The 25276-nt window shown below is 64.2% G+C and carries 29 protein-coding genes and 1 pseudogene; 6 read left to right on the top strand and 24 right to left on the bottom strand.

Annotated elements, in window-relative coordinates; all coding sequences use genetic code 11:
* Positions 1 to 3: 3 nt before the first annotated feature.
* Both exbD and WBG82_RS10125 read left to right on the top strand, forming a co-directional pair.
* Entirely contained in the window at positions 4 to 429 is a 426-nt protein-coding gene (gene exbD / locus WBG82_RS10130; RefSeq protein WP_424424409.1) for a TonB system transport protein ExbD, read from the top strand.
* Positions 426 to 1127, top strand: coding sequence for a TonB family protein (locus WBG82_RS10125; RefSeq protein WP_424424408.1), 702 nt, complete (start codon positions 426 to 428; stop codon positions 1125 to 1127). Before exbD ends, WBG82_RS10125 begins: the two co-directional genes overlap by 4 nt.
* Here the strand turns inward: WBG82_RS10125 and pstB are convergent, their stop codons facing one another.
* The 4 genes from pstB to pstS all read right to left on the bottom strand — a co-directional run bounded on the left by pstB (position 1128) and on the right by pstS (position 4908).
* Positions 1128 to 1949: a phosphate ABC transporter ATP-binding protein PstB gene (pstB, locus tag WBG82_RS10120; RefSeq protein ID WP_424424407.1), complete on the bottom strand. Its 822-nt coding sequence runs from the start codon at positions 1947 to 1949 to the stop codon at positions 1128 to 1130.
* Complete coding sequence (pstA, locus tag WBG82_RS10115) at positions 1946 to 2788, bottom strand: phosphate ABC transporter permease PstA (RefSeq protein ID WP_424424406.1); 843 nt, start codon at positions 2786 to 2788, stop codon at positions 1946 to 1948. The genes pstB and pstA overlap by 4 nt, the downstream gene beginning before the upstream one ends.
* The gene (gene pstC, locus WBG82_RS10110; RefSeq protein WP_424424405.1) at positions 2788 to 3765 is read right to left on the bottom strand and encodes a phosphate ABC transporter permease subunit PstC; all 978 of its coding nucleotides are present in this window, start codon (positions 3763 to 3765) and stop codon (positions 2788 to 2790) included. The genes pstA and pstC overlap by 1 nt, the downstream gene beginning before the upstream one ends.
* A gap of 99 nt (positions 3766 to 3864) precedes the next feature.
* Positions 3865 to 4908 (bottom strand): phosphate ABC transporter substrate-binding protein PstS, encoded by a 1044-nt coding sequence (gene pstS / locus WBG82_RS10105; RefSeq protein ID WP_424424404.1) that lies wholly within the window; start codon positions 4906 to 4908, stop codon positions 3865 to 3867.
* A gap of 267 nt (positions 4909 to 5175) precedes the next feature.
* On the opposite strand from pstS, the gene WBG82_RS10100 reads away from it, so the two are divergent.
* The gene (locus tag WBG82_RS10100; RefSeq protein WP_424424403.1) at positions 5176 to 5754 is read left to right on the top strand and encodes a YbhB/YbcL family Raf kinase inhibitor-like protein; all 579 of its coding nucleotides are present in this window, start codon (positions 5176 to 5178) and stop codon (positions 5752 to 5754) included.
* Between the two features lie 2 nt (positions 5755 to 5756).
* Here WBG82_RS10100 and WBG82_RS10095 read toward each other — a convergent pair whose 3' ends face one another.
* The 13 genes and pseudogenes from WBG82_RS10095 to WBG82_RS10035 all read right to left on the bottom strand — a co-directional run bounded on the left by WBG82_RS10095 (position 5757) and on the right by WBG82_RS10035 (position 17299).
* Positions 5757 to 6377, bottom strand: coding sequence for a DedA family protein (locus tag WBG82_RS10095; protein WP_424424402.1), 621 nt, complete (start codon positions 6375 to 6377; stop codon positions 5757 to 5759).
* Entirely contained in the window at positions 6377 to 7003 is a 627-nt protein-coding gene (locus tag WBG82_RS10090; RefSeq protein WP_424424426.1) for a glutathione S-transferase family protein, read from the bottom strand. The genes WBG82_RS10095 and WBG82_RS10090 overlap by 1 nt, the downstream gene beginning before the upstream one ends.
* Before the next feature lie 150 nt (positions 7004 to 7153).
* Positions 7154 to 7864 (bottom strand): annotated as a pseudogene (locus WBG82_RS10085) (alpha/beta hydrolase); the annotation flags it as partial.
* Between the two features lie 205 nt (positions 7865 to 8069).
* On the bottom strand, positions 8070 to 9299 hold the full coding sequence (locus WBG82_RS10080; protein WP_424424401.1) for a TCR/Tet family MFS transporter: 1230 nt from the start codon (positions 9297 to 9299) through the stop codon (positions 8070 to 8072).
* Between the two features lie 162 nt (positions 9300 to 9461).
* On the bottom strand, positions 9462 to 9665 hold the full coding sequence (locus tag WBG82_RS10075) for a cold-shock protein (RefSeq protein ID WP_324299406.1): 204 nt from the start codon (positions 9663 to 9665) through the stop codon (positions 9462 to 9464).
* Between the two features lie 275 nt (positions 9666 to 9940).
* Positions 9941 to 10180 carry an AMP nucleosidase gene (locus WBG82_RS10070; protein ID WP_424424400.1) on the bottom strand — a complete coding sequence of 80 codons (240 nt, stop codon included), beginning with the start codon at positions 10178 to 10180 and terminating at the stop codon, positions 9941 to 9943.
* 204 nt (positions 10181 to 10384) lie between these two features.
* Entirely contained in the window at positions 10385 to 10687 is a 303-nt protein-coding gene (locus tag WBG82_RS10065; protein ID WP_424424399.1) for a hypothetical protein, read from the bottom strand.
* A 181-nt stretch (positions 10688 to 10868) separates the two neighbouring features.
* Complete coding sequence (locus WBG82_RS10060; protein WP_424424398.1) at positions 10869 to 12008, bottom strand: acyl-CoA dehydrogenase family protein; 1140 nt, start codon at positions 12006 to 12008, stop codon at positions 10869 to 10871.
* Between the two features lie 81 nt (positions 12009 to 12089).
* Positions 12090 to 13277 carry an acyl-CoA dehydrogenase family protein gene (locus WBG82_RS10055; protein WP_424424397.1) on the bottom strand — a complete coding sequence of 396 codons (1188 nt, stop codon included), beginning with the start codon at positions 13275 to 13277 and terminating at the stop codon, positions 12090 to 12092.
* A gap of 132 nt (positions 13278 to 13409) precedes the next feature.
* Positions 13410 to 13889: a nuclear transport factor 2 family protein gene (locus WBG82_RS10050; RefSeq protein ID WP_424424396.1), complete on the bottom strand. Its 480-nt coding sequence runs from the start codon at positions 13887 to 13889 to the stop codon at positions 13410 to 13412.
* A gap of 82 nt (positions 13890 to 13971) precedes the next feature.
* Positions 13972 to 15582 (bottom strand): acyl-CoA synthetase, encoded by a 1611-nt coding sequence (locus WBG82_RS10045; protein WP_424424395.1) that lies wholly within the window; start codon positions 15580 to 15582, stop codon positions 13972 to 13974.
* Positions 15583 to 15724: 142 nt separating this feature from the next.
* Positions 15725 to 16615, bottom strand: a complete 891-nt coding sequence (locus WBG82_RS10040) for a trypsin-like serine peptidase (protein WP_424424394.1) — start codon at positions 16613 to 16615, stop codon at positions 15725 to 15727.
* A gap of 42 nt (positions 16616 to 16657) precedes the next feature.
* Complete coding sequence (locus tag WBG82_RS10035) at positions 16658 to 17299, bottom strand: hypothetical protein (RefSeq protein WP_424424393.1); 642 nt, start codon at positions 17297 to 17299, stop codon at positions 16658 to 16660.
* 78 nt (positions 17300 to 17377) lie between these two features.
* On the opposite strand from WBG82_RS10035, the gene WBG82_RS10030 reads away from it, so the two are divergent.
* The gene (locus WBG82_RS10030) at positions 17378 to 17980 is read left to right on the top strand and encodes a TetR/AcrR family transcriptional regulator (RefSeq protein WP_424424392.1); all 603 of its coding nucleotides are present in this window, start codon (positions 17378 to 17380) and stop codon (positions 17978 to 17980) included.
* Between the two features lie 105 nt (positions 17981 to 18085).
* On the opposite strand, the gene WBG82_RS10025 is transcribed toward WBG82_RS10030, so the two are convergent.
* Complete coding sequence (locus tag WBG82_RS10025; protein WP_424424391.1) at positions 18086 to 19219, bottom strand: ferritin-like domain-containing protein; 1134 nt, start codon at positions 19217 to 19219, stop codon at positions 18086 to 18088.
* A gap of 252 nt (positions 19220 to 19471) precedes the next feature.
* On the opposite strand from WBG82_RS10025, the gene WBG82_RS10020 reads away from it, so the two are divergent.
* Positions 19472 to 20290 carry an alpha/beta fold hydrolase gene (locus WBG82_RS10020; protein ID WP_424424390.1) on the top strand — a complete coding sequence of 273 codons (819 nt, stop codon included), beginning with the start codon at positions 19472 to 19474 and terminating at the stop codon, positions 20288 to 20290.
* Here the strand turns inward: WBG82_RS10020 and WBG82_RS10015 are convergent.
* From WBG82_RS10015 to WBG82_RS09995, 5 genes are all read right to left on the bottom strand, one after another.
* Positions 20247 to 20786 (bottom strand): response regulator, encoded by a 540-nt coding sequence (locus WBG82_RS10015; protein WP_424424389.1) that lies wholly within the window; start codon positions 20784 to 20786, stop codon positions 20247 to 20249. The genes WBG82_RS10020 and WBG82_RS10015 overlap by 44 nt on opposite strands.
* Positions 20783 to 21286: a hypothetical protein gene (locus WBG82_RS10010; protein ID WP_424424388.1), complete on the bottom strand. Its 504-nt coding sequence runs from the start codon at positions 21284 to 21286 to the stop codon at positions 20783 to 20785. Before WBG82_RS10010 ends, WBG82_RS10015 begins: the two co-directional genes overlap by 4 nt.
* Positions 21287 to 21297: 11 nt before the next feature.
* The gene (locus WBG82_RS10005; RefSeq protein WP_424424387.1) at positions 21298 to 21795 is read right to left on the bottom strand and encodes a response regulator; all 498 of its coding nucleotides are present in this window, start codon (positions 21793 to 21795) and stop codon (positions 21298 to 21300) included.
* 224 nt (positions 21796 to 22019) lie between these two features.
* Complete coding sequence (locus WBG82_RS10000; protein WP_424424386.1) at positions 22020 to 22886, bottom strand: class I SAM-dependent methyltransferase; 867 nt, start codon at positions 22884 to 22886, stop codon at positions 22020 to 22022.
* A 94-nt stretch (positions 22887 to 22980) separates the two neighbouring features.
* Positions 22981 to 23697 carry a hypothetical protein gene (locus tag WBG82_RS09995; RefSeq protein WP_424424385.1) on the bottom strand — a complete coding sequence of 239 codons (717 nt, stop codon included), beginning with the start codon at positions 23695 to 23697 and terminating at the stop codon, positions 22981 to 22983.
* A gap of 251 nt (positions 23698 to 23948) precedes the next feature.
* Between WBG82_RS09995 and WBG82_RS09990 the strand changes: the two genes are divergently transcribed.
* Positions 23949 to 24425: an NUDIX domain-containing protein gene (locus WBG82_RS09990; protein WP_424424384.1), complete on the top strand. Its 477-nt coding sequence runs from the start codon at positions 23949 to 23951 to the stop codon at positions 24423 to 24425.
* 6 nt (positions 24426 to 24431) lie between these two features.
* Here the strand turns inward: WBG82_RS09990 and WBG82_RS09985 are convergent.
* The coding region (locus tag WBG82_RS09985) for an amidase (protein ID WP_424424383.1) at positions 24432 to 25276 on the bottom strand (845 nt) is incomplete at its 5' end.

Here is a 25276-nt window from a genome sequence, read left to right as displayed (position 1 = left end):
AAGATGGCGATCCGTCTCAAGCACGCCAGCGACGATCTCGCGGAGAATCACGAGATCAACGTCACGCCCTTCATCGACGTGATGCTCGTTCTGCTCATCATCTTCATGGTGGCGGCGCCGCTTGCAACCGTCGATGTGCCGGTCGATCTGCCGGCCTCCACGGCGGAGCAGCAGCCGCGCCCGCAGAAACCGATAATCGTCACGCTGAAGCAGGATCTTTCGCTCGCCCTCGGCAATGACATGATCGCGCGCGACGCGCTCGGCGCCGCGCTCGACGGCGCGGCAGGCGGCGACAAGACGCAGCGGATTTTCCTGCGCGCCGACAAGTCCGTCGACTATGGCGATCTGATGAATGTGATGAACGACCTGCGGGCGGCGGGCTATCTCAAGGTCGCGCTGCTCGGTCTGGAAGCCATGCCGGGCAGATGAGCGTCGCATTCGCATCGGAATTTCCTGATACGGACGGCGCGGGCGCGAGCCGGCGCTGGGGCACGAGTTTCGTGGCCGTGGCCGCGTTTCATATCGGCCTCGGCGCGGCGATGGTGATGTGGCATCCCGTGGCCGAAATGCCCGAGGCGCCGCAGCCCGCATTGTTCATCGACATGATGCCCGTTCCGGCCGCGGTGCCGGAGCAGCTGGCAACAAAGGTTGAGGAGCCGCCCAGGGTTCAGGAGCCGCCGAAAATCGAGAAGGCCGAGGTCGCGCTGCATCGGAAGAAGCTGAAACCGGAAAAACCAAAGCCGGTGAGCGAGCCGCGAAAGACCGAACAACCGGCGGCGCAACAGCAGCCCGACAGGCCAGTGGCAGCGGCCTCGCGTCCGGCCGGTCCGAGCGCGGCCCAGATCGCGGCGAAGCAGAATTATATCTCCCATCTCTTTGGGCATCTGGAGCGCTACAAGCGCTATCCGGCCGCCGCGCGCCGCCGTCATCAGGAAGGCACGGTCCATCTCCGCTTCGCGATGAATGCGCGCGGGTATGTCACTTCGGCGCGCATCGAGAAGGGCTCCGGCTTTTCCGCGCTCGATCGCGAAGTCATAGAAATGATCCGCCGGGCTGAGCCGCTGCCACCGCCGCCGCCCGAAATGCCTTCGGAATATGTCCTGCCTCTGACCTTCGTGCTGAAGTGATCAGCCGAAGCGGCCGGTCACATAGTCGCGCGTGCGGACGTTCGAGGGATTGGTGAAGATCTTTTCCGACGTGTCGAACTCGATCAGCTCGCCGAGATACATGAAGGCCGTGTAGTCCGACGCCCGCGCGGCCTGCTGCATGTTGTGGGTCACGATGACGATGCAGAATTCCTCGCGCAGCTTTTCGATCAATTCCTCGAGCTTTGCGGTCGAAATCGGATCGAGGGCCGAGGCGGGCTCGTCCATGAGCAGGATTTCCGGTTTCACGGCAATCGCGCGCGCGATGCAGAGGCGCTGCTGCTGGCCGCCCGAAAGGCCGGTGCCGAGCTGGTGGAGCTTGTCCTTCACCTCGTCCCAGAGCGCCGCCTGCGAAAGCGCCCAGTGAACGCGCTCCTCCATATCGGTATGCGAGAGGCGCTCATAAAGCCGTATGCCGAAGGCGACATTCTCGAAGATCGACATGGGGAAGGGCGTGGGCTTCTGGAAGACCATGCCGATTTTTGTGCGCAGCCTGGTCAGGTCGAGCGTGCGGTCGAGAATGTTGTCGCCATCGACCATGACCTGCCCGGTCGCGCGCTGGCCGGGATAGATTTCGTAAATGCGGTTGAGAACGCGCAGCAAGGTCGATTTTCCGCAGCCGGAAGGCCCGATGAAGGCCGTCACGCGGCGGTCGGGAATCGAGATGTTGATGCCCTTCAGCGCCTCGTAATTTCCGTAATAGAAATGCAGATCCCTGACGCCGATCTTTTCGGGATGGCTTTCGACGGCTTCGCCGCGCAACGCTTCTGTCAGCGAGGGGGTGAGCGGCTGGTGCGTGGTCACGAGCGGCGTGTCCTTTTCTTGGTCAGTACGCGGGCGACGATGTTGAGTGCGAGCACCGTCGCGGTGATGAGAAGCGCCCCGCCCCATGCAAGCTCGCGCCAGTCGGCATAGGGGCTCATGGCGAACTGGAAGATGACGACAGGCAGGTTCGCCATCGGCGCGTTGAGGTCGGAACTCCAGAACTGGTTGTTGAGCGCCGTGAAGAGAAGCGGCGCCGTTTCGCCGCTCACACGCGCGACCGCCAGCAGAACGCCCGTCAATATGCCCTGGAAGGCGGCGCGATAGCTGACCTTGACGATGATCTTCCATTTCGGCGCGCCGAGGGCTGCGGCCGCCTCGCGCAGCGCGTCCGGGATCAGGGACAGCATGTCCTCGGTGGTGCGCACGATGATGGGCAGCGCGATGATCGCAAGGGCGACGATGCCGGCAAAGGCCGAGAAATGCCCCATGCGCAGGACGACGATGCCATAGACGAAGAGGCCGATGATGATCGAGGGCGCGCTGAGAAGCACGTCGTTGATGAAGCGCACGAAGCTCGCGATCCGGCTTCCGCGCCCATATTCCGACAGATAGGTGCCGGCAAGGACGCCGACCGGCGTGGCCGCGAGAATGGCGAGCGCGGTCATGACGGCGCTGCCATAAATGGCGTTCAGAAGGCCGCCCGCGCTTCCCGGCGGCGGCGTGCTTTCGGTGAAAAGCGAGGGCTTCATCGCCTTGAGGCCGTTGCTCACCAGCGTCCAGAGAATCGCGCCAAGGACGAAAAGAATGATCGCCGTGGCCGCGAGAGAGATCGCGGTCATGGCGATGTTGACGAGGCGGCGGGACTGTACGCGCGTCATCACCGGCCTCCGCTCTTTGCCCGCTCGGCGCGAAGCAGAAGCCGCCGGCCGACCGCCAGAACGACGAAGGTGAGAAGGAAGAGGACGAGGCCGAGCGCGACGAGGGCCGATGTGTAGGTGTCGCTCACCGCCTCGGTGAACTCATTGGCGAGCGCGGCGGAGATCGTCGTCGCCGGATCGAAGAGCGAGGTCGGCAGGCGGTGCGAATTCCCGATCACGAAGGTGACGGCCATGGTCTCGCCCAGCGCGCGGCCAAGGCCCAGCATGATCGCGCCGACGACGCCCGTGCGGCAGTAGGGAAGGACCACCTTCCAGACAACCTCCCAGCGTGTGGCGCCAAGGCCGTAGGCGCTTTCGCGCAGTACGGTGGGCACGCTCTCGAAGACGTCGCGCATGACGGCGGTGATGAAGGGCAGGATCATCAGCGCGAGGATGAGGCCCGCAAGCAGGATGCCGATGCCGATCTGCGGGCCGGAAAAAAGAGCGCCGATGATGGGGAGCGGGCCGAGCCAGTCGGCGAGCGCGGGCTCCACATGCGACTGGAAGAGGGGAGCGGCGACGAAAAGGCCCCAGATGCCGTAGATGATGCTCGGAATGGCGGCGAGAAGCTCGATGGCGATGCTGAGCGGCGCGCGGAGGCGGTAGGGACAAAGCTCGGTCAGGAAGAAGGCGACCGCGAAGCTGCATGGAACGCCGATGGCAAGCGCGACGGCGGAGGTCACGAGCGTGCCGACGAGCGGCACGAGCGCGCCATACTGGTCGGTCACCGGGTTCCATTTGGCGGTGATGAGGAAGTCGAAGCCGAAAAGCTTGAGCGCGGGCGCCGCCCCCTGAACCAGCACCACGATGACGCCGCCGAGAACCAGAAGCACCAGCGCCATCGAGGCCCAAGTGATGACCCGGAAGGCGCCGTCGCCAATGGCGGCCTGCCTGATGCGGCGAAGGCGGGTCAGGTCTGGAACGTCGGTGAGCGCCATGTCGATCGAACTCTCGGCTATCGCAAATAGGGCGGCGTGCCACACCTCGGCGCGCCCTGGGTGGTGTTGCCGCTCCCGGAAGGAGAGCGATGGGATGAACTAGAGAACGGGTTTGCCCGAACCGTCCACGATCTCTTTCCAGCTTTCCCTGACGAGTTTTACGACACTCTCCGGAAGGGGAACATAATCCAGTTCCTTCGCCATCGGGCCGCCATGCTCGTAAGCCCAGTCGAAGAATTTCAGGACTTCCTTCGCGCGCTCGGGTTTCGCCTGCGTCTTGTGAACGAGAATGAAGGTCGCCGCCGTCATCGGCCAGCTATCGGCGCCCGGCTGATTGGCGAGGATGAGGTGGAACCCCGGCGCGTTCTTCCAGTTGGCATTTGCCGCGGCCGCCTGGAAGGCTTCATAGCTCGGCGCCACGAACTTGCCGTCCTTGTTCTGCATTTCGGCGTAGGTGAGGTTGTTCTGGAGCGCGTAGGCATATTCCACATAGCCGATCGAGCCTTTCGTCTGCCCGACCATGGCCGCCACGCCTTCATTGCCCTTGCCGCCAAGTCCGGCGGGCCATTCGACCGCGGTGCTGACGCCGACCGCGCCCCAGGCGGGCTCCACGGCGTTGAGATAGTAAGTGAAGTTGTAGGTCGTGCCGGAGCCGTCTGAGCGGTGGACGACGGCGATGGAACTATCGGGAAGCTTCAGATCCTTGTTGTCGGCGGCAATGGCGGGATCGCTCCATTTCTTGATCTCGCCGAGATAGATTTTCGCCAGTACGGGGCCGGTCAGTTTGAGTTCGCCGGGTTTAAGGCCGGGAATGTTGACCACCGGCACTACCCCGCCCATGACGGTCGGAAACTGGACGAGATCGGCTTTCGCAAGTTCCTCGGAGGTCAGCGGCTTGTCGGAAGCGCCGAAATCGACCGTTCTGGCGCCGATCTGCTTGATGCCGCCGCCGGAGCCGATCGACTGATAATTCATGCTTATGCCGGCCTGCTGCTTGTAGGCTTCGGCCCATTTTGCATAGACGGGGTAGGGGAAGGTCGCGCCCGCGCCTGAAATGTCGGCTGCTTCGGCGGTCGCGGCGAGGGCCAGCGTGGAGAGTGCGAGAAGGCTCGCGCGGCCCAGCTTTCCGAGAGATTCCATCATGGCTTCGTGCTCCCTTTTCCAGCCTTGCGGAACTGCGCCATCTGACTACGACGGTTTAGTAACAGTTTTATGACGCCGGGGGTAATGGATATCCGGGGTGACCCATGCCCCCGAAGCGGGTATGAAGCACGATTCTCAGGGCTTTTCCGGGATCGAGTGCCTCCTCCACGCGCGGAGGCGGTCTTTTTGCGCATATAATGCCGGTCTTCTTGGCGGTTCATGGGAGGCGCTGGGATGAAGGGAATTTTGCGCCCCGCGATCGGGGGCTTGGCACTTCTCGCGAGTCTCGCGCTTGCGGCCAATGCGGTTTCGGAGACGAGGCAGCCCGTGCCGAGCGCATCGGGTCGCGCCGCATTCGCCGTCGCCAGCCGGTCCGTTGCCGATGGCGCGCGACTCGCCACGCTGAGGCATGTCTATGACAAGCATGGCTGCGGCGGGGCGAATGTCTCGCCGGAGATTTCGTGGTCGGGCGCGCCCATCGGCACGCGCAGCTATGCCGTGACGCTTTTCGATCCGGATGCGCGGGCGGGCAAGGGCTGGTGGCACTGGATCGTCGTCAATATTCCGGCCTCGGTCACGCATCTCGCGGAGGGCGCGAGCGGACACGGCATGCCGGATGGCGCCGCGGAGGGCACAACCGATTTCGGCACGCCCGGCTATCAGGGGCCATGCCCCCCGCCCGGCGATGGGATGCATCATTATGTGCTGACGGTTCACGCGCTGGGCGAGACGTCGCTGCCGGTCGATCGGGCGATGCCGGTGGCAGAGGCCGCGCTCGCCATTCGCGATCATGCGCTGGCCAGCGCGTCCCTCACATTTCTCTATGGGCGCCACACGGCAGAATAGGTCTAGCGCTTGCCGTTGCGATAGGTCCAGGCGAGCCACAGGACGACGAGCGCCGCCATGACGCCAGCGAAAAGGAGGAGCGGCCACCAGCCTTCCTCCTGGTCGATCATCTTCCATGCCGAGACGGCGAATATGCCGGGAAGCGTGAGCATGGGGGCCCAGATCAGCGCCGAGGCGATATTGGCGATCCAGAAGCGATGCGCCGGCATGCCCATCATGCCCGCGACGAGCGGGACGACGGCGCGGACGGGGCCGAAGAAGCGGCCGATGAAGATGCTCTTGCCGCCATGGCGGGCGAAGAATTCATGGCCCGATCGCAGCAATTCGGGGCGTTTGGAGAAAGGCCAGACGCCGGGAACGATGTGGCCGAAGCGCCGCCCGAGCCAGTAGGAGATGCCGTCGCCGAGGCTCGCGCCCGCAACGCCGCCAAGGATCAGCGGAGCGACGGGGATGATGCCCTCCGGCACCAGCGCGCCCGCCGCGATCATGATCGCCGTGCCCGGCACAAGAAGGCTCAGAAAGGCGAAGGACTCGCCAAAGGCGACGAGGAAGATGATCGGCCCCGTCCATTCCGAATGGAGACGGATGAAGCCGATCACCTGTTCGATATAGCTTCCGTCCATCAGGAGGCGAAGGCGTAGGGCCCGCCGCGTTCGAGCGCGCGCCGATAGGCGGGCCGCGCCTGCAGCCGCGCGAGGAGATCGAGAAGGTTCGGATAATCCTTGAGGAAGCCGCGCAGCTTCGCCGCTTCGAGAACGAAGGAGTTCTGAATGTCGGCGGCGCTGAATTCGCGGCCGAGCAGATAGCCGCCCTTTTCAATCGCGCCGTTCATGTAGGAGAGGTGGTTCGCGATCTCGCCGAAGATGCGCGGATGAAGCGGCGCGCCGGCATCGCCAAGGCGTCCGACATAGAGCGCGAGCAGAAGCGGCAGCATGGCCGAGCCTTCGGCGAAGTGCATCCATTGCAGATATCTGACGAAATCCGGCGAGCTTTCGGCGGGCATGAGCCGGCCCTGACCGTATTTGCGAACCAGATATTCGATGATCGCTCCCGATTCCGCGACGACGAGATCGCCATCGGTGATGACCGGCGACTTGCCGAGCGGGTGAATGTCCTTGAGTTCGGGCGGCGCCAGGTTGGTCACGGCATCGCGCTGATAGGGGACGATCTCATATGGGACGCCCAGTTCCTCCAGCAGCCAGAGAATGCGTTGCGAGCGGGAATTGTTGAGATGGTGAACCTTGATCATCGTTGCGCTCCTTGCCGCGCTCGCAGGCGTTCCGGCCGCCTCGGCCGCGGGCTCGCCTGCGGAATGGACATGAACACGAATGAACGCCACGAGATCGTCGATGGCGCGTCGTGCTTCCGGAAGAATATTGGCCATGAGGTGCCAGACATGCGGCACTTTCGGCCACACGTCGAGCTTCGCCGCGACGCCGGCCGCCTGCATCTTGTGCGCCATGCGTACGGAGTCATCGAGCAGCATTTCCGTGTCGCCGACCTGAAAGAGCGTCGGCGGAAGGCCCGCCACATCGCCATAGAGCGGCGAGAGGAAAGGATTGCGCAGATCGGCGCCCGGCGCGTAACGCGGCTCCAGCGTGTGCATCATCTCCTCGACGAAGAGCGCGTCCGCTTTCGCATTGGTGTGAATGGTGCTGCCGGTGGCGGTGAGGTCGGTCGCGGGCGAGAGGCAGAAAAGCGCCGCGGGCAGCGGAATGTTTTCAGCCTTGAGACGGAGCGCCAGCGCCAGAGTGAGATTGCCGCCTGCCGAATCGCCGCCGATGACGATGGAGGAGGGCGGCACCTTTTCGATCAGCGCGCGATAGGCGGCAAGGCAATCGTCGAGACCGGCGGGGTAGGGATGCTCGGGCGCGAGGCGGTAATCGACCGCATAGACCGGCATGCCGAGCTTCGCGGCGAGGCGCCATGTGAGCGGACGGTGCGTGCGCGGCGAGCCCGCGACCCAGCCGCCGCCATGGATGTAGAAGACCGCGCCTTCCGAAGCGACGGCCCTGGCGGTCAGTTTTTCCACCGTCACGCCGCCAAGCTCGATCGGCTGCTGCACGATCTCGGCCGGGAGCTTCGCGCTTAACGGCTCCTGCGCCTCCATGACGGGACGGAGCGTCATCACGTCCGGCACCTTCCTGAAGCGGCGTTTGATCTGGTAACGCAACAGGAGGTTCATGGCGTAAAGCTGAAGGCTCATCGGTTCCTCTTGCCCCTGGCCGGGGCGCTTGACGGGCGGGACGCCGTAACGATGCAAGCGGCCGCGCCGCCGCCTGTCAAGAAAAGAGCGGGGGAGCGCCGCGCCCGCCTCAGCTCCGCGCGGGCAGGGGCCTCAGGCGGATCACGCGGAGGAGCATGGCGACGGCGGCGAATTCGAGAATCCCCGCCACGAAATAGGCCGCGCCCGGAAAGTGGACGGGCGCCGCGGGCGATGTGAAGTAGCCGAAAAGCTGCGTCATCACGAAGGGGCTGACGATGGCGGTAATGCTCGAGATGCTGGCGAGCCCACCCTGCAACTCGCCCTGCGCGTTGGCGGGCACTTGCCCCGTCATGATGCCCTGAAGCGAGGGATAGGCGATGCCGGAAAGCGCGCTCGGCACCATGAAGAAATAGACGACCCAGGCATAGGGCGCGAAGGCATAGCCGAGGAAGGCGATGCCTGAAAATGCGAGGCCGATATAGGCCGCGCGCCTTTCGCCGAGGCGCGGCACGATCTTTCCGATGAGCCCGCCTTGCACGATCGCCATCATGAGACCGACGGCGCCGAGCGAATAGCCGATCTCGCGCGGGCTCCAGTCGAACTTCTCGGCGCCGTAGAAGCTCCAGACGGCTGGAAGCGAATTATGCGCGAGATAGTGGAGGAAGAGCACGCCCGCCATGCCGAGCACGACGGGATAGCGGCGGAGCGCCATGAGCGCGCCGAGCGGGTGCGCGCGGGCCCATGAGAAATCGCGTCGGGTGGATTTCGGCAGCGTCTCGGGCAGGACGAAATAGCCATAGACGACGTTCACGAGCGCGAGGCCGGCGGCGGCGAAGAAAGGCATGCGGACGCCGAAATCGCCAAGCAGTCCGCCGATGATCGGGCCGATGATGAAGCCGAGGCCGAAGGCGGCGCCTATCAGGCCGAAATTCTGCGCCTTCCTTTCGGGCGGGCTCACATCGGCGACATAGGCATAGGCGGGCGTGTAGGAGGCGCCGGTGATGCCGGCGACGAGACGGCCGAGAAAGAGCCAGCCAAGCGTCGGGGCGAGGCCCATCAGCGCATAGTCGATGCTGAAGGCCGCGAGCGAGAGAAGAAGCACGGGCCGGCGCCCGAAGCGGTCGCTGAGATTGCCCATGATGGGCGCGCAGAAGAACTGCATCCCGGCATAGACGACGGCGAGCCAGCCGCCATAGAGCGAGGCAGTGGAAATGTCGCTATCCGTCAGCTCCACAATGAGTTGCGGCAGCACGGGCAGAATGATGCCGAAGCCGATCGTCTCGATCAGCACCGTCACGAAGATGAAGGCCATTGCCCGCCCGGCCGATGAAGATGCCATTCCGCTCGCCTCGTTCGCTGGGCGGGCAGTCTAGCCCGGCCGGGCGAATGCGATAACGCCAAATGGCGCTGAAGCGGCGGCATCCCGGATGCGCTTCTCCACCCCAAATGCAAATGGCCGGGCACTAGGCCCGGCCATCCGTGTCACAAGATCGAAAGGATCTTACGCGACCGAGAGGTTCGCGGCGGACGTCTTGCCCTTCTCGGTGACCAGCTCGTAGCTGATCTTCTGACCCTCGTTCAGGGTGCTCAGTCCGGCGCGCTCGACGGCGCTGATGTGCACGAACACATCGCGGCCGCCATCGGACGGCTGAATGAAGCCATAGCCCTTCTGAGCGTTGAACCACTTCACGGTACCAGTAGCCATATAGGTCTCCTTGCGCACTTGCGTGCGGAAATAACCGCGCTTCCATCGCGCGGCTGTGATGACAACCTGATTTTTGGAAGTGTCTTGAGTGGCCCGAAGGGCAAATCAGCCAAGGCAGGCCAAAATGTCGATTGCGGACGAAGGAGACAGGATTACCTGTCCCAAGTCAACCGTTTAGGCTGGCGGGTCCGCTCCCGTGTCAGGCGCTTGTGTGCCAAACGCCTGAAAATACGGGAGAATCCCAGGGCTTGCGCGGGTGAACTACCCCGCCTGGATCATCTCTCGATATGCTTGCGGACGAAGGTAACGGCGTAGAGAAGTTCGCCGTCGAAAAGATCTCGCGGTGCGCCGAGCCCTTCGATCATCTGGAACTTCCGGCGCACGATCTGTCCTTCCATGCGGTAGCCCTTCTCGCTCATGTTCCGGCGATGAAACTCCATGGCCGCGGGCGTGAAATCCTTGGCGAGCACGGTGATGCGCTCGGGCAGATCGTCGGTGTTCTTCTCGTCAGCCATGCCGGTGTCTCTGTCGTCCTTGATCGAGGGGTGGGCGCCCGCCGGGCGGGTGCGGGCCGCAGTATGGGACGAGCGTTCGGCCTTGTCGAGTATCGGAGGGCTCCGGCGGGAAGGGATGAAGCGCCGCGCCGGGCTCAGGCGCTGCCGCTCAAAGAAAAAGCGCGGTGCCTGCGCACCGCGCTTTCGTAGAACGCCGCGCGCCCATCAATTGTTGGGGCGCAGATAATAGCCGGTGCCCTGCCAGTTCATGTCGCGGGAGAGATTCTCCTGCTGCTGCTGGGTTGCGCCGAAATTCGATGTCGCGAAGGGATCGTAGGGATTGGCCGAACCCGTCGTCGTCCGCGTGGAGAAGCTGAAGCCGTTCTGCGACTGCTGCTGGTCGTCGGGGCTCGCGAAATTGGCGCCATTCGAGCCCTGGATCTCATAGGTCGTGTAGGCGAATGACGGCGCGGCGGCGATCAACATACCGGCGGCGGCCGCCAGGGCGGCAAGGGTCATCCTGTACATGTCGTCACTCCCGAATCGATAAAGGTCTCTCATGAGAGAAGTGCGTTGGCGCAAGCTCATACCGCCCCGCTGGCGGTGTCAAGAAAGCGCGCATTAAATTACAAACCGTTACCCATATTCCGGTGGCCGGGGGGCCGTTCCCGCCACAATTCAGACAAATTGCGGCGGGTTTTCGCCCGGATCAGAAGCCTTCGAGCGTCGCGTAGCGATCGCGGTGGAAATTCGCGTCGCCGAAGGTCGCGGCCGCCACGCGGGCCCGCTTCATGTAAAGGCCGATGTCGAACTGGTCGGTCATGCCCATGCCGCCATGCATCTGCAGCCCTTCATTGGTGACGAGGCGGGCCGTATCCGAAAGCCGCGCCTTGGCGAGGCTCGCGGCCTGGGGCACGTCGTTGCGCCGCGCCTCGAGCGCGGACAGGCCGTCGAGCACGACGGAGCGGCAAAGCTCGATCTCGGAGAACATCACAGCGGCGCGATGCTTCAGCGCCTGGAAGGAGCCGATGGTGACGCCGAACTGCTTGCGCTCCTTCAGATAGTCGAGCGTCTGGTCGAAGACCGCCTGAACGAGGCCGAGCATCTCCGCGGAAAGGCCGATGCGCGCGATGTCGAGTACCTGCTCGAGCACGTCGTTGCCGCCATCGACCGAGCCGAGCACGCTGTCGGCGCGCACGATCACATTGTCGAGCTCGACATTGGCGGCGTTGCGGCTGTCGACCATATGCGTGCGCGTGACCTTCACGCCCTGCGCCTTGGGATCGACGAGAAAGAGCGTCACGCCGGACTTGTCATTGACGTTGCCGGAGGTGCGCGCCGCGACGATGAGCCGGTCGGCGACATGCCCGTCGAGCACGAAGGTCTTCCTGCCGCTGATGCGGAAGGACGAGCCCTCGCCGACGGCGCGCGTCGCGATATGCGCCGGGTTGTGGTGCGGCCCTTCCTCGAGCGCGAGCGCCATGATGAGTTCGCCAGCCGCGATGGCGGAGAGAATTTCCTGACGCTGCGTTGCGCTGCCGGCAAGCTGCACGGCCGAACCGCAAAGCAGAACCGTCGAGATGAGCGGGCTTGCGGCGAGCGTGCGGCCCGCCTGTTCGAGCACGAGGCCGAGGCCGACGGGGCCGAAATCGGAACCGCCATATTTCTCGGAAATCAGAATGCCTGCGAAGCCGAGATTGGACATCTCCTTCCAGACGTCGCGGTCGAAGCCGGCGGGGTCGTTCGTATCCCTGAGCTTGCGCAGATTGGCGATGGGAACGCGCTCCTGAAAGAACTGCGTCGCCGTATCGCGTAGAAGCTGTTGCTCCTCGGTGAGTGCCAGTGCCATCGAATTCGACTCTTTGATTTTCTGGTTGAAAGCGGGAGGAGGGAGCCGCGCTCACCTTCGCGGGAGCGCGGCTTGCCCGGTTCAGTCCGGCAGGCCGAGCACGCGCTTGGCCACCACGTTGAGCTGCACTTCGGATGTGCCGCCCTCGATGGAGTTGCCCTTGGAGCGCAGCCAGGATCGGGTGATGCCGATTTCCTCGTTGCTGAAGCCTTCGCCTTCCCAGCCGAGCGCCTGCGTGCCGAGAATCTCGAGCATGAGTTCATAGCGGCGCTTGTTGAGCTCGGTGCCGTAATATTTGAAGATCGAGGAGGCAGCGCCCGTGCCCGTGCCCGCCTTCGCTTCCTCGGCGGTGCGCTGCAGCGTGAGCGCGAAAGCCTTGCCATCCATCTTCTGCTGGGCGATGCGCTCGCGCAGCGCGGCAGATGCGACGCGGCCACTCGCTTCGCCGAAATAATCCTTGGCCAGCGATTCGAGGCTTGCCGAGCTTCCGACGCCGGAGCCGAGCCCCATGCCGGAAATCATGTCGCGCTCGTGCTGAAGCAGGCGCTTGGCGATCGTCCAGCCCTTGTTCAGCTCGCCGACGAGATTCTTCTTCGGCACCTTCACATCGGTGAAGAAGGTTTCGCAGAAGGGCGAGGCGCCGGAAATCATGCTGATGGGACGCGCCTCGACGCCCGGCGTCGCCATGTCGAAGAGGATGAAGCTGATGCCTTCATGCTTCTTCGTCGTGTCCGTGCGCACGAGGCAGAAGATCCAGTCGGCCTTGTCGGCGTAGGAGGTCCAGATCTTCTGGCCGTTGACGAGATAGTGGTCGCCCTTGTCCTCGCACTTCGTCTGAAGGCCGGCGAGGTCGGAGCCCGCACCCGGTTCCGAATAGCCCTGGCACCAACGGATCTCGCCGCGCACGATGGGCGGCAGGTGCTCGCGCTTCTGTTCCTCATTGGCGAATTCGAGAAGCGCTGGCCCGAGCATCCAGATGCCGAAGCTCGAAAGAGGCTGGCGCGCCTTGATGCGCCGCATTTCCTGCTGGAGAACGAGGTTCTCTTCCTTGGTGAGGCCGCCGCCGCCATATTCCTTCGGCCAGGTGGGCGCGGTCCAGCCGCGGCTCGCCATGCGGTCGAGCCAGACCTTGGAGTCCGGATTTTTCCATCTCGCATTGCGTCCGCCCCAGGGCGTTTCATCCTCGGGCATCGGCGTGCGCATGGAGGGCGGACAGTTCGCCTCCAGCCATTCGCGCGTTTCCTGTCGGAACGTCTCGAGCGGTTCCATTGCTGTTTCCTCGTTCGTCGCTTGTAATATCTTGATTGTTACAGAATATCAGCAGTCCCGGCCGAGGCAATTGCCAATGGCCGCGTAGCGGCTGCCAAATGAAGCCTGCCGCGAATATTGGCAGGAGAGGCCTCAGGATTTGAGGTAGCGCTGCACCTCGGGGCGGGCGCGAAGCTGACGCGCCCATTTGCGCAGGACGCCGACAAGGCGCGGCTCCTCGACGCCGAGCTGCGCCATGGCGACGCCGCCATTGACGCTTTCGCGATAGTCGCTGATGAGCCCGTCCCTGAGTTCGAAGCGGCTCATGCCGTCGATGACGATCTCGTTGCCTTCATAGGCCGGGAGCGTCGAGGTGAATTTCGACAGCGACCAGGCATAACCGAGATTGCCGTTGCAGACGGGATCGATCATCCGCCAGTCATAATCGCGCGCATCGCGATGGAAGAGTTCCGTCAGCATATGCGCGATCTCCGCGCGGCCCTTGTGATCGCCATAGATGTAGTCGTGATAGACCGCATCCTCGGTGAAACATTCGGCGAATGCCTTGCCGTCGCCCGCGCTGGCGGCGGCGGAGAAACGCGTGAGAAGCGCGGCGAATTCGTCCTGGTTCATGGGCTTGCTCCCCTGCATTCGCGTCATGGCCGGACGGGCCGGCCATGACGTCTCGTCGTTCATAAGTCCCGATAGGGGAGGATCAGGCCATGCCGAGTTCCTGCTTGGCGAACTCCGTCACGCCCTTGTAATCCGCCTTGCCGTTCGGCGCGCGGAAGGGGACGGCGCCGATGATGATGCGCTTCGGCGTCTTGTAGCCCGCGAGCTGTTCACGCACATGGGCGCGCAGTTCCGCCTCGTCGAAGCTCTGCCCGCTGGCGATCTTGACGACGCCGGTGACGGCCTGTCCCCATTTCTCGTCGGGAAGGCCGATGACGAGCGCATCGTCAACGGAGGGATGCGTCTTCAGCGCTTCCTCGACTTCCTCGGGATAGACCTTCTCGCCCGCCGTGTTGATGCAGACCGAGCCGCGGCCGAGAAGCGTCAGCGTGCCGTCCGTCTCGACCGTGCACCAGTCGCCGGGGATCGAGTAGCGTTCGCCATTGATCGTGCGGAATGTCTTGGCCGTCTTTTCCTCGTCCTTGTAGTAGCCGACGGGGATGGGCGCCGCCATGGCGATGATGCCGGGCTTGCCGCTGCCGGGCTCGACCGGCTGGTCGTTCTCGTCGAAGACCTTGCAGCGGTCGCCGATCTGGAATTTCGCCGTCTGGATTTCGCCCGCCGCCGTCATCATCGAGGCGCCGAAGCCGACGCCTTCAGAGGCGCCGAAGCTGTCCGTCATGATGCCCTGCGGAATGTGCTTCAGCAGGCCGCGCTTCACTTCCGTCGACCACATGACGCCCGACGAGATGATGGTCACGATGCTCGACAGGTTGTATTTGCCAGGCGCTTCCTCCAGCGCGCGAAGCATCGGCTTGGCGAAGGCGTCGCCGACGATCGCGATCGTCTGTACCTTGCGGCGCTCCACGGCCGCCCAGAGTTCTTCCGGGTCGAGCGAGGGGCTCTCGAGAGTGACGATGCAGCCGCCGCTCATTACCACACTGAGCGAGCTGAGAAGCCCGGTGCCGTGCATGAGGGGGCAGGCAGGAAGATGCGGGCCCGCGGGGCCGGTGGCCTTGATCGCCTCGATCAGCGCGTCCATCGTTTCGGGTACGGGGCCGAGCTTGCGGCCTGCGGCGAGCTGGATTTCGCGCAGGTCGTCATGCCGCCACATCACGCCTTTGGGCATGCCGGTCGTGCCGCCGGTATAGATGAACAGGAGATCGTCGGGCGAGCGCTTGATGTCGAGCCTTTCGCCGGAGCCCGTTTCGGCGAGCGTTTCATAACGCTCCGCGAAGGGAGCGATGTCGTTCGAATCGCTCACCTCGATGAAGGTGCCCACCTTCTTCAGCCGCGGGCGAAGCTCCTCGATGATGTCGCGGAACTCGGAGCCATAGACGACCGTCTGCGCGTCCGAATTGTCGAAGATGTAGAAGACTTCCTCGGCCTTGTAGCGATAGTTGACATTCACCTGTGTCAGCCGCGCCTTGAAGCAGGCATTGAGGAGTTCCATGTATTCCGGCCGGTTGCGCATGTAGAAGGCAACCTTGTCGCCCGGCTTCGCGCCGCGTTCGATGAGGGCGCGGGCGAGATTGTTCGTGCGGCGCGTCGACTCGCCCCAAGTGATGGTGCGGTCGAGATGCGCGAAGGCCGGCGCGTCCTGAGGCAGGACCGGCGCAATGGCGTCGAGAATGTCGCCGAAATTCCAAGGCATGGACTGTCTCCCCATAGGTTTCTTGATTGCTCGGCCGCTGTGGCCTGATTTTGTTTGGGTGGATGATACAGGGAAATGACGGCACGTCACGCATCGGAGGTGCGGGAGCGCCGGATAGCTGTTTTTTTGGCTTTCAATTTTGTCAGCAGTGTTTCGATCCTGCGGAATCGGGCCTCCACACCTGGCACAGGGTTTTTCCCGTCAGCGCCATGTCGAGCGCGCCGCTACGCGCAAGTCTGGTGATGGCGTCGAAGAAAGGGCCATCGATGCGGACGGCGGTATTGGCGTTATAGACGCCGTTATAGGCATCGCCGATTTGCGTGACCAATGCGTTCAACTCTGTCGCATTGACGGCGATGACGAAGGGGCGGCCATTCAATATGACCATGAGCGGGCCGCCGGACCAGCCGGGCGCCATGCCGCAATCATGGTTGAAGGCGCGCGAGTCGAAGCGGTTGATGTCGGCATTCATCTTGTGCCTCGGGCCGCAATGGTCGGAGACCATCAGCGGGCCGATTTCGCCGTTGTGTCCGGCAAGCATGAACTTTGTGCCGCTCGCTCGGCGCGCGTCGGCGTCCTCAGGGTACATGATGAGGGGTTCGAGAGGCTGATATTTCAGCGGGGCCTTGTGCTCAAGCAGAGCGACGGCCCAGTCCTCGTTCCAGTCGGTATCGGGGCGCGCCGTGCCAAGCAGTGTGATGGCGACGGGTATTGCGTCGGTTTGATGGCCTCCGGGCCAGAATTGGCAATGGGACAGTCGTTTGTCGTCGCTGGTCAGGAAGGCATGGGCGACAGTGATGATGATGTCGCGGTGGTGCGAGCCGTGCGGCGCGACGAGGGTGGCGGTCGGACGGCGCGTGCTGCCTTCGCAGGCGATGAGGCCAACGGCGGAAAGATTGTCGGCGTCGGTCAGAAGGCGGCGGTAATCCTTGCCGAAGACATTGGCGCGGGCGAAGTGAACGGGCGTCAGCGCGAGCACGAGACTCGCGGCCGCGATCCACATCAGCAGATGCTTCTCGCCTGAAAGTTTCATGCGCTCCTGCTGGATAGCCGGAACCACGTATGAAGGCGAAGACTAGCATGTTCGGGGCTTGCCGCGCTGCCTCGCAATTCGCGTCGCGATGCGGAGAAGCAGGGCCGCCACGGCGAGGGCGAAGAGGACGACGTAGATGACGCGCGGCTCCTGCGGCGCGTCCTTCGTCACCCGGCCGAAATAGCTGAAGGTGAAGATAAGCCAGATGTCGTAGAGGCCGATCCAGTGAAGCCAGCCCCAGGCTTTCGTGCCCAGCTTGCGCACCGACCAGTCGTTGGAGGTCAGCGCCATCAGCGCGATCAGCACATAGGCGCCGCCGCCGCCGAAAAGTGTGACCATGCCGGGCATTTCACCGCTGACAACCGAAAAACCTGTCAGCGCTGTGAGATGGACGAAATGGGCAAGCGCGAAGGAGAGGCCGAGATGGCGGCGTCGCGCGCGCATCCAGCGCGTCATCGGAGAGGGGAACCAGTAGACGAGGCTCGATGCCAGGAACGGTGCAAGGAAGATCAGGAAGGAAAGCCGGGCCGTGTAGCGGGCGGCATGGAGCAATCCATCGGCGCCTGTGCCCCAGCATGCGAATGAGGTGGCAAGGATGGCGACATCGGCGGCGATTACTGTTGCGTAGAGCCTCCCGGGAATGGCGCGGGGCGATATGGAAGGCAGGGTGGCTTCGAGCGTCATCTGGCCCCACTTTCATACAGCCTGTATGATATACAGGTTGTATAATCGACATTCCGTTTTCATACAAGCTGTATAATTTTGTCCGAAACGCGCAACGCACCGGCCAAGAGACCGTCAAAGAACAGGGAAAGGCTGCTCGCGGCGGCTCGAAAGCTCTTTGCCGAGCATGGCTATGCCGGGACGGGCACTGAAGACATCGTGCGCGAGGCGGGCGTCACGCGCGGGGCGCTCTATCACCAGTTTGCGGACAAGCAGGATCTTTTCCGGTCGATGCTCGAGCGGATGCTGCCGGAGATCGGCCAACGGCTCTTCGATGAAACCATGTCGCGGATCAGCAGCGACAGGGAAGACCTGAAGGTTGGCTGTCAGGTGTTGCTCGGGATTTACGCAGACCCGGAAGTGCGGCGGCTTTTTCTGATCGAGGGACCGGCGGTGTTGGGGCTTGCGGGCTGGAAGGCTCTGCAAGCGCCGCTCTCGACGCTGTTCCTGCATCACGCGCTTCAGCATCTCGTCGATGAGGGGACGTTAGGGCAGGGCGAGCTGGAGCCGGTTGCGGAATTGCTGGCGGGCGCCTTGCAGCAGGCGGGGCTGGGGATCGGCAATGCCGACGATCCGCAGGCGGCGCGGGAAAGATATGCGGCCGGGCTGGATCTGATTGTCGATGGGTTGATGCGGCGGTGAAGGGTCGCTGACGGTCCTTCTTTCAGGCCGGACAAACCCGTTCGGAATGCGCAACAAAAAAGGCGGCTCGCTGGAGCCGCCTTTTCGTATTGCCTGTTCGCGCGCTTATTCGGCCGCCGACATCTTGTCGAGCGAGTAGTCGCGGTTGCCCTGACCGTTGATCTGCAGAAGGTACTTGATGCCTTCCTCGGCGATGTCGTCGCCGACCATGCGGTCGCCTTCGAGGTGAAGTTCCTTCATGTCGATGAAGGCGGCGTAGTTGCCGGCGGTGCGGTTCGTGATGATGCCCGCCTTGAGCAGCGTCTTGATCAGCACGCGGAAGATGTTCGTCGTCTCCTGCATCTCCTGCCGGATGTTGACGTCCGTCAGCGCTTCCATGAACGCGCCCTGCACCCACTCCCAGTCGAGACCGACGGCGGTGTAGATGTGCTTCTTCTGCTCGGGGCTGCCGAGGTTGTAGAGCAGGACCTCGAAGACGTGCCAGGCCCAGTCCTCGATCTGGTCGCGTTCGGCCGGATTGAGGTTCGGGATGGTCTTGTCAGCCCAGATCTTGCCGAACTTGTGGTGGAACGCCTCGTCCGTCATGGTGAGCTGCATGAGCTTCACCATCAGCGGGTCGCGGCTGATCTTGTAGAAGGTCGCGAAAGCGCCCATGGCGAGGCCTTCGACGAGCATCTGCATGCCGACGATCTTCTTCCAGACGAGCGGCGAGAGCACGAGCTCGGTGAGGATGTTGCCGAGCGCGGGGCCCACCTGCACGGGCTTGCCCCAGCGGGCCTTGATGTAGTTCGAGAAGCCCGCGACGTGGCGCGCTTCTTCACGGGTCTGGTTGGCGGCATATTCCTGCGCGCCCGGATCGCGGAGAATGTGGCAAAGCGAGGCCGAGAGCGCGAGCGCGCCGGCTTCGCCATGAAGGATCGAGGAAAGCGACCACTGAACGTCGAGATTGACGAGCTTGATCTTCTGCTTCTCGTCGAGCTTGTCGGCCACCGCGGTCTTGAGGTCGGTATTCTGCGCGGGGTCGATCAGATACTCGTTTTCCATGTCGAAGGGCTGGGAGAAGTCGATGTACTTCTTGTCCATCGGATCCCAGAAATGATCGTGCGTCGCCGAGATGATCTTGTCGAACGCCGTCGAGCGCTTGCCATAGCGGTCGACATCCATCATCGAGGGAAAATCGTCGGGGGCGACGGCTTCGTATGCCGGATCGACGGTCAGGTTCGTCTCAGTGTTGGTCATGTTCCTCCTCCAGGCCCGAATGGCTTCCTTGGTTTGACGTCTTCGTCTTCACTGGGGCGGAACTCGACCGAACGAGGCGGGCGCGGCGTCCAACCCTCATTGAGTATCAATATAACGTGGAGGGTTAATGGATGCAAAAAATAATGACGCTCATGTCATTTTTTTGTTCCGGCCGGGCGGGGCGCCGAAATTGCGGGATCGCGGCGCGGCGGATGGCTAAGCTCTGACGGCAAGTGGGAGAGATAAAAATACATGCGGAAATCGGGATTTGCGGACACGGCTCATGGCCGGCTCGCCTGGGTCGAATCCGGGGGCGAGGGGCCGGCGGTGCTCTTCATTCACGGCAATTCGGCCTGCAAGACCTATTTCGGCCGCCAGTTCGAGAGCGAGATCGGCCGGCGCTACCGCCTGATCGCCTTCGACCTGCCGGGCCATGGCGAAAGCTCCGACGCGCCGGACCCGGAAAGGACCTATTCGATCCACGGTTTCGCCGATGCGGCGATGGCTTTCCTCGAGGCGCGGGGTATTGGCCGCGCCGTCATCGTCGGCTGGTCGCTCGGCGGTCATATCGCGCTCGAATTGCTGGCGCGCTGGCCGGGCACGGTCGCGGCCTGGATCACCGGCACGCCGCCCGCGGGGACGGCGGATATGCAGTCGGCCTTTCTACCGTCCGAGAATATGGGCCTCACCTTCAAGGAGAGCTTCACCGAGGAGGAGGCGCGCTCGCAGGCGCAGGCGGGCGTGGGGGCGGGCGTGCCGCTCGAGCCCTGGATGCTGGAGGCCGCAATGCGCGCCGATGGCCGCTTCCGTCCGCTGATGCTCAGGTCGATCATCGAGGGCCGGGATCTCGACGGGCGCGAAATCGCCGCCACCGCGCCCCAGCCGCTCGCCGTCGTTTCGGGCGGGGCGGAGCCCTTCGTCAACAATGCGTTTCTGACGTCGCTTGCCTACCGGAACCTCTGGGACGGCAAGGTGCATATTCTCGACGGGCTCGGCCACATGCCGTTCTGGCAGGCGCCGGAGCGGGTCAATCCGCTTCTCGCCCGTTTCCTCGACGAGGTTGCCCGCTAGGCATGTCCGCCTTGTGCGCGACGAGGCGGCGCGTCGGAGAAGGGCCGCGATAGCCCTCCATCTCGACGAGGTGGATGGGCTTCAGGATGGCGGCCAGCACGCGCTCATAGAGCAGTTCGGCGGTGACCGGCTTCACGATGTAGTCGGTCACGCCATTGTCGCGCGCGCGGGTCACGAGTTCCTTGTCCCTGTGGCCGGAGATCATGAGCACGGGCAGGTCGGCGTCCGCGCCTTTCCTCCCGCTCATGGCGCGGATGGCCCGCGTCATCTCATAGCCGTCCATGGGCTGCATCGTGCCATCGGTGATGATGAGGTCGAAGTCGCCCGAGGCGAAAAGCCCGAGCCCCTCCTCGCCGCTTGCCGCGCAGGCCACGTCGCCAATGCCCATGGTTGCGAACAGCGCGACCAGCAGCCGGCGCATCTCCGCGCTGTCGTCGACGATGAGAACTCTCAGCGAGCGCAGAAGCTCGTCCTGCGCCTGCGGGCCGCCGTTCATCCGTAGGATCTTTCGTCGGTCTTGGAGGCTTCGGTGAGCTTTTCCAGCGAGCGGAGCGTTTCGTCGGCAAGTGCCGGATCGCAATCCGCGTTCTGCAAGGCGTCGTACATCGCCTCGACATGGAAGCGCATGATCGTCGGGTCGAGCGATTTGCGCGTTTCCATATAGCGGCAGAGCGAGTCCGCGAAGCGTCCGACGATGGCAAAGCCGAATGTGCCCGCAATGCCGCGCACTTCATGGGCGAGGCTGTAAAGCTGGCCGCGCGCCTCGGCCGATCCCGCCATGCAGGCAGGCTCGATAAAGGCGAAGAGCGAGCCGACCTGAGCCTTGATCGTGCCGGCATATTGGGTGCCGAGGTCCCGGATCGTCTGCTGCATCTGTTCGAGGATGCGGGGGTCGAGACGGATCGGAGCGGCATAGTCCGCGCCGAGCTTTCGTTCGGCGATCGAGGGCAGGCGCAGGAAGCGCGCGCTGATATCGGGAGCGGTGGCGTCGTCCATATGGCTGCTCCTCATATATAGGCGACGGCGCTGCGCCGATCGGGCCCTTCGAAGGGCTCGTCGCCGAGGCGGCGGTCGGGGCTTGCCAATGCGGACGGCGGAATGAAATCGCGCGGCCGGTTCAGCACGCCGAGGAGGCGTTCATAGAGAAGGCGCGGCGAGATCGGCTTGCAGAGGAAGTCGGTGACGCCGAGATCGCGCGCCCGCTCGACAGCGGAAAGCTGGCTGTGGGCCGAGACCATGATGATCGGCACCGCGCAAAGCTCGCTCTCGTCGAGAGTGCGCAGCTTGTGCGTCAGCACGAAGCCGTCCATCGGCTTCATCGCCGCATCGGTGATGACGATGTCGGGCTTGTGCGTCAGGAATTTCGACCAGGCTTCCTCGCCGTCGGCCGCGAGAAGAATGTGCCGTACGCCGATCACTTCGAGAAGCCGCGAAATGAGCCGGCGCATATGGATGCTGTCGTCGACGACGAGCACCGTCAAAGTCTCGAATATGGATCGAGCCATGCTAACCCCCGAACCGGAGGCAATTCAGGACTGGCGGAAATTGGCCAGCCCGGCTACTAGCTCCGGCACTCATGCAACGATATGCGCGCCCGGCATGCGCCATCTCGCCATGTGGCGAAAGGCATTCTGGGTCGCAAGGCGCCCCACGCGCCTGAGGGAAAGCATAGTCAACAGGTCTTAAAAAAACCGTAGCGTGGACGGATCATCTAGGCCGATGGCGGCGATCAGGCGCGAGCGGTCACGATCCAGGCGGCGCCGCCAAGCGCGATGCCGCTCTCCGTGCGATGCTTGAGCAGCGCCTCGCGCACGGCGTCGCGCGCGCGGGCGCGGACATCTTCGGGCGCATCCGCGATGAGGCGGGCTATCGGTCCGATCTCGATCGACTGGGTCAGCGCTTCCTCGATGCCGCCCTCGGGCGTGCCGATGGCCATGGGCGCATCGAAAGGCTCGATGGCGATGGAGCTGAAGCCAGCGCGTTCGAGGATCGAGAGAACATGGCTGCGATCCGCGAAGGCGAAGGGGCCTGGCGTTCCGGGCGGCGTCGGCGCGGGCGGCTGCACATGGGCGAGGGCGGCGGCGAGCGGTACCTTGACCCAGTCATTCTCGCCGAGCGCCCGCCAGCAGATGAAGGCGAGCCGGGCGCCGGGTTTCATGCCGCGGCGCAGATTGGCGAAGGCCGATGGCGGATTGTCGAAGAACATGACGCCGAAGCGCGACATGAGAAGATCGAAGCTGCCGGGTTCGAAAGGATAGGAGGAGGCGTCGGCGACCTCGAAGAGGGGGGAGAGGCCGAGCATGGCCGCGCGGTCGCGGGCCCGCGCCACCATCGGCGCGGATATGTCGATGCCCATTACGCGCCCCTCGCGCCCGACCTGCCGCGCCAGTTCGAGCGTCGTCGCACCACAGCCGCAGCCGATGTCGAGCGCATGTTCGCCGGGTTTCGGCGCCGCGACCTCGAGGATAGCCCTGCCGAAGGGAGCGAGGACGCGGTCGAGGCGATCCTGATTGGCGACCCATTTCGCGCCGACGACGCCGTTCCAGGCTTCGATCTGTTCGGCATTGGCGCTCGCGGCTGCTGGATTGCCCGTCATCGTCTCATCCTCCCTGATGCTTTGCGAAAGCTAGCATAAGGAGGTGGCCATGGCGCGAACGCCGTTGGCACCGCCGCGCGAATTATGAGGGGGGTCAGCCTGCGGGCTGCGTTTCGGCTTGTGCGGCCCGCTCGGCGAGCCTGTCGGCGAGTTTGTGAAGCCTTTCCTCGACCTCGGCGATGCTGAGATCGACGGGGCCCAGTTCCTCCTCGGCGGGCGGCATGGCGTCCGCGCCCGTCGGAAGCGCCGCCTCGATGACGCGGGAGCCCGCGGCGGACTGAAGGCGCTGGAGACGCTCCGAGAGAAGAGCGGCGTGATCGGCGAAGCGGGCGCTCACGCTTGCCGCGAGGGCCTGCGCCGCGACGATCTCGGCGGCGATGGTTGCAAGCTCGGCATCCTCGGCAAAGGCCGAGCGCGGGGGCGAGAGCGCGAGACCGCCGGGGCCCGTCGTCAGATTGGCGATCTGGACCGCGATGCTCGCGCGGCCGCGTTCGTCGAGCGCGATGTCGAAGGCGGGCGAGCGGCCGCCAATCAGCCGTCCATTGATGAGGTTGACGCGATTGTGCGAGGCGGAGCCGACAAGCGCGTCGATCTCGGCGCGCACATCGTCATAGCGCCCGGCAAAGAGCGCGCGGCGCCCGGCATCGCTTGTCGCCTGCGCGGCGGAGACGAGATCCCGCGCCTCGCCGAGCTTGTCGCAGACGGCGTCGATCGCGAGCACGGCCGTCTCTATGGTGGAAAAGGCGGTCGCGATGCGCTGGCCGATTTCGGCGGCGAGCGGCGAACCGGACGCGGCGGCCACATGGCGCAAGGCGCGTGCAACCGCGCTGCGCGGCGCGCGCGGCCTGTCCGGCGGCGGCCCTTTTCTCTTCCGCCTCTTTTTTCTTTTGCCGCCCGTGAACAGCGAAAGAAAGCCCATGCCCAACTCACCCCCGACGGCGCATGCCCAATTTCTTCCCGCGAGGTTAACGCAGCATGTGTTGATGGCTTCTAAACGGCCGGGCGGGCGGCCTGTCCTCCATTTGGCGATGCGGCGCGGAAAACATGGGATAGGCTTCGTTCATGGCGAATCTTCCTCTTCCCGTCTGGCGCGTGATTCGGCCCATTACGCGCCTTTATTTCCGGCTCAGCCGCCCCCTGACGGCAGGGGTGCGCGGGCTCGTGCGCGACGAGCGCGGGCATGTGCTTCTCGTCCGTCATTCCTATGTCGATGGCTGGTACCTGCCGGGCGGCGGCGTGGAGCGCTCGGAAACCATGCTGACCGCGCTCACCCGCGAGCTGGACGAGGAAGCGGGAATCATCCTGCGTGCCCGGCCCCGGCTCTTCGGGCTCTATGCCAATTTCCGCGAGTTCAAGTCCGATCACGTCGCGCTCTTTGTGGTCGAGCACGGGACCTATGAGCGCGTTGCGCGGTCAAGCCTCGAAATCGCGGAATATGATTTTTTCGCGCCCGGCGCCCTGCCCGAAGGAACGACGCCGGGCACGCGGGTCCGCATAGGCGAGGTAACGGGCGGGCTGGAGCCCGCCGAATTATGGTGACAGGCTTCAGGCCGTAGCAGGCCGCCTGTGCCACCAGGGGCTTGCCGCCTCGAGCTGACCCGCGAGACGGAAGAGCGTCGCCTCGTCGCCGAAGCGGCCCGAGAACATGACGCCGATGGGAAGGCCCTCCGCATTCCAGTGCAGCGGCACCGACATGGCCGGCTGCCCGGTCATGTTGTAGATGCCGATATTGGGCACGGAGTCGGCGCTGGCCGCGAGATAGGCGCCGATATCGTTCGACATGGTGTTGAGAACGCCGAGCTTCAGCGGCGGCAGGCCGAGCGTCGGCGACAGGTGAACATCGTAGCGCTCGTGATAGGCGGCGAATTCGCGTCCCATCTGGTGCATGTAGAGGATCGCGCCCGCATAGTCGGCGCTGCTGCGCGTTGCCGAGTTTTCGGCGATGAGGCGCGTGAAGACTTCGATGTCGTCCTGCGAGGCCTCGCGTCCGAGCTGCGCGGCGCGGGATCTGAGCGCGAACGCCACATTGGCGCCGATGATGGTGATCTGATGCGTGGCCATTTCCTGCACGTCGATCTCGGGCTCCGCCTCCTCGACATGATGGCCGAGATCGGCGAGGAGCTTCGCGGTCGCTTCGATCGCGGCCACGACATCCTTGTGGCAGGCGCTTCCGTTTGGCCGCCGGGTGGTGAAGGAGATGCGCAGGCGGCCGGGCTCCGTCGTCACTTCGCTGAGATAGGAGCCGCTATAGGCGGGCGCATCGTAGGGATCGCCGGGGGCGTTGCCATGCGTCGCGTCGAGCATGGCGGCACTGTCACGCACCGAGCGCGAGACGACATGCGAGATCGACATGCCCGACCAGCCCTCGCCGCGATCGGGGCCCATGGGCG

The sequence above is a fragment of the Parvibaculum sp. genome (assembly GCF_049671045.1).
Classification (GTDB): Bacteria; Pseudomonadota; Alphaproteobacteria; order Parvibaculales; family Parvibaculaceae; genus Parvibaculum.
Note: the sequence above shows the minus strand (reverse complement) of the source record. Positions and strands in the feature narration are given on the sequence as shown.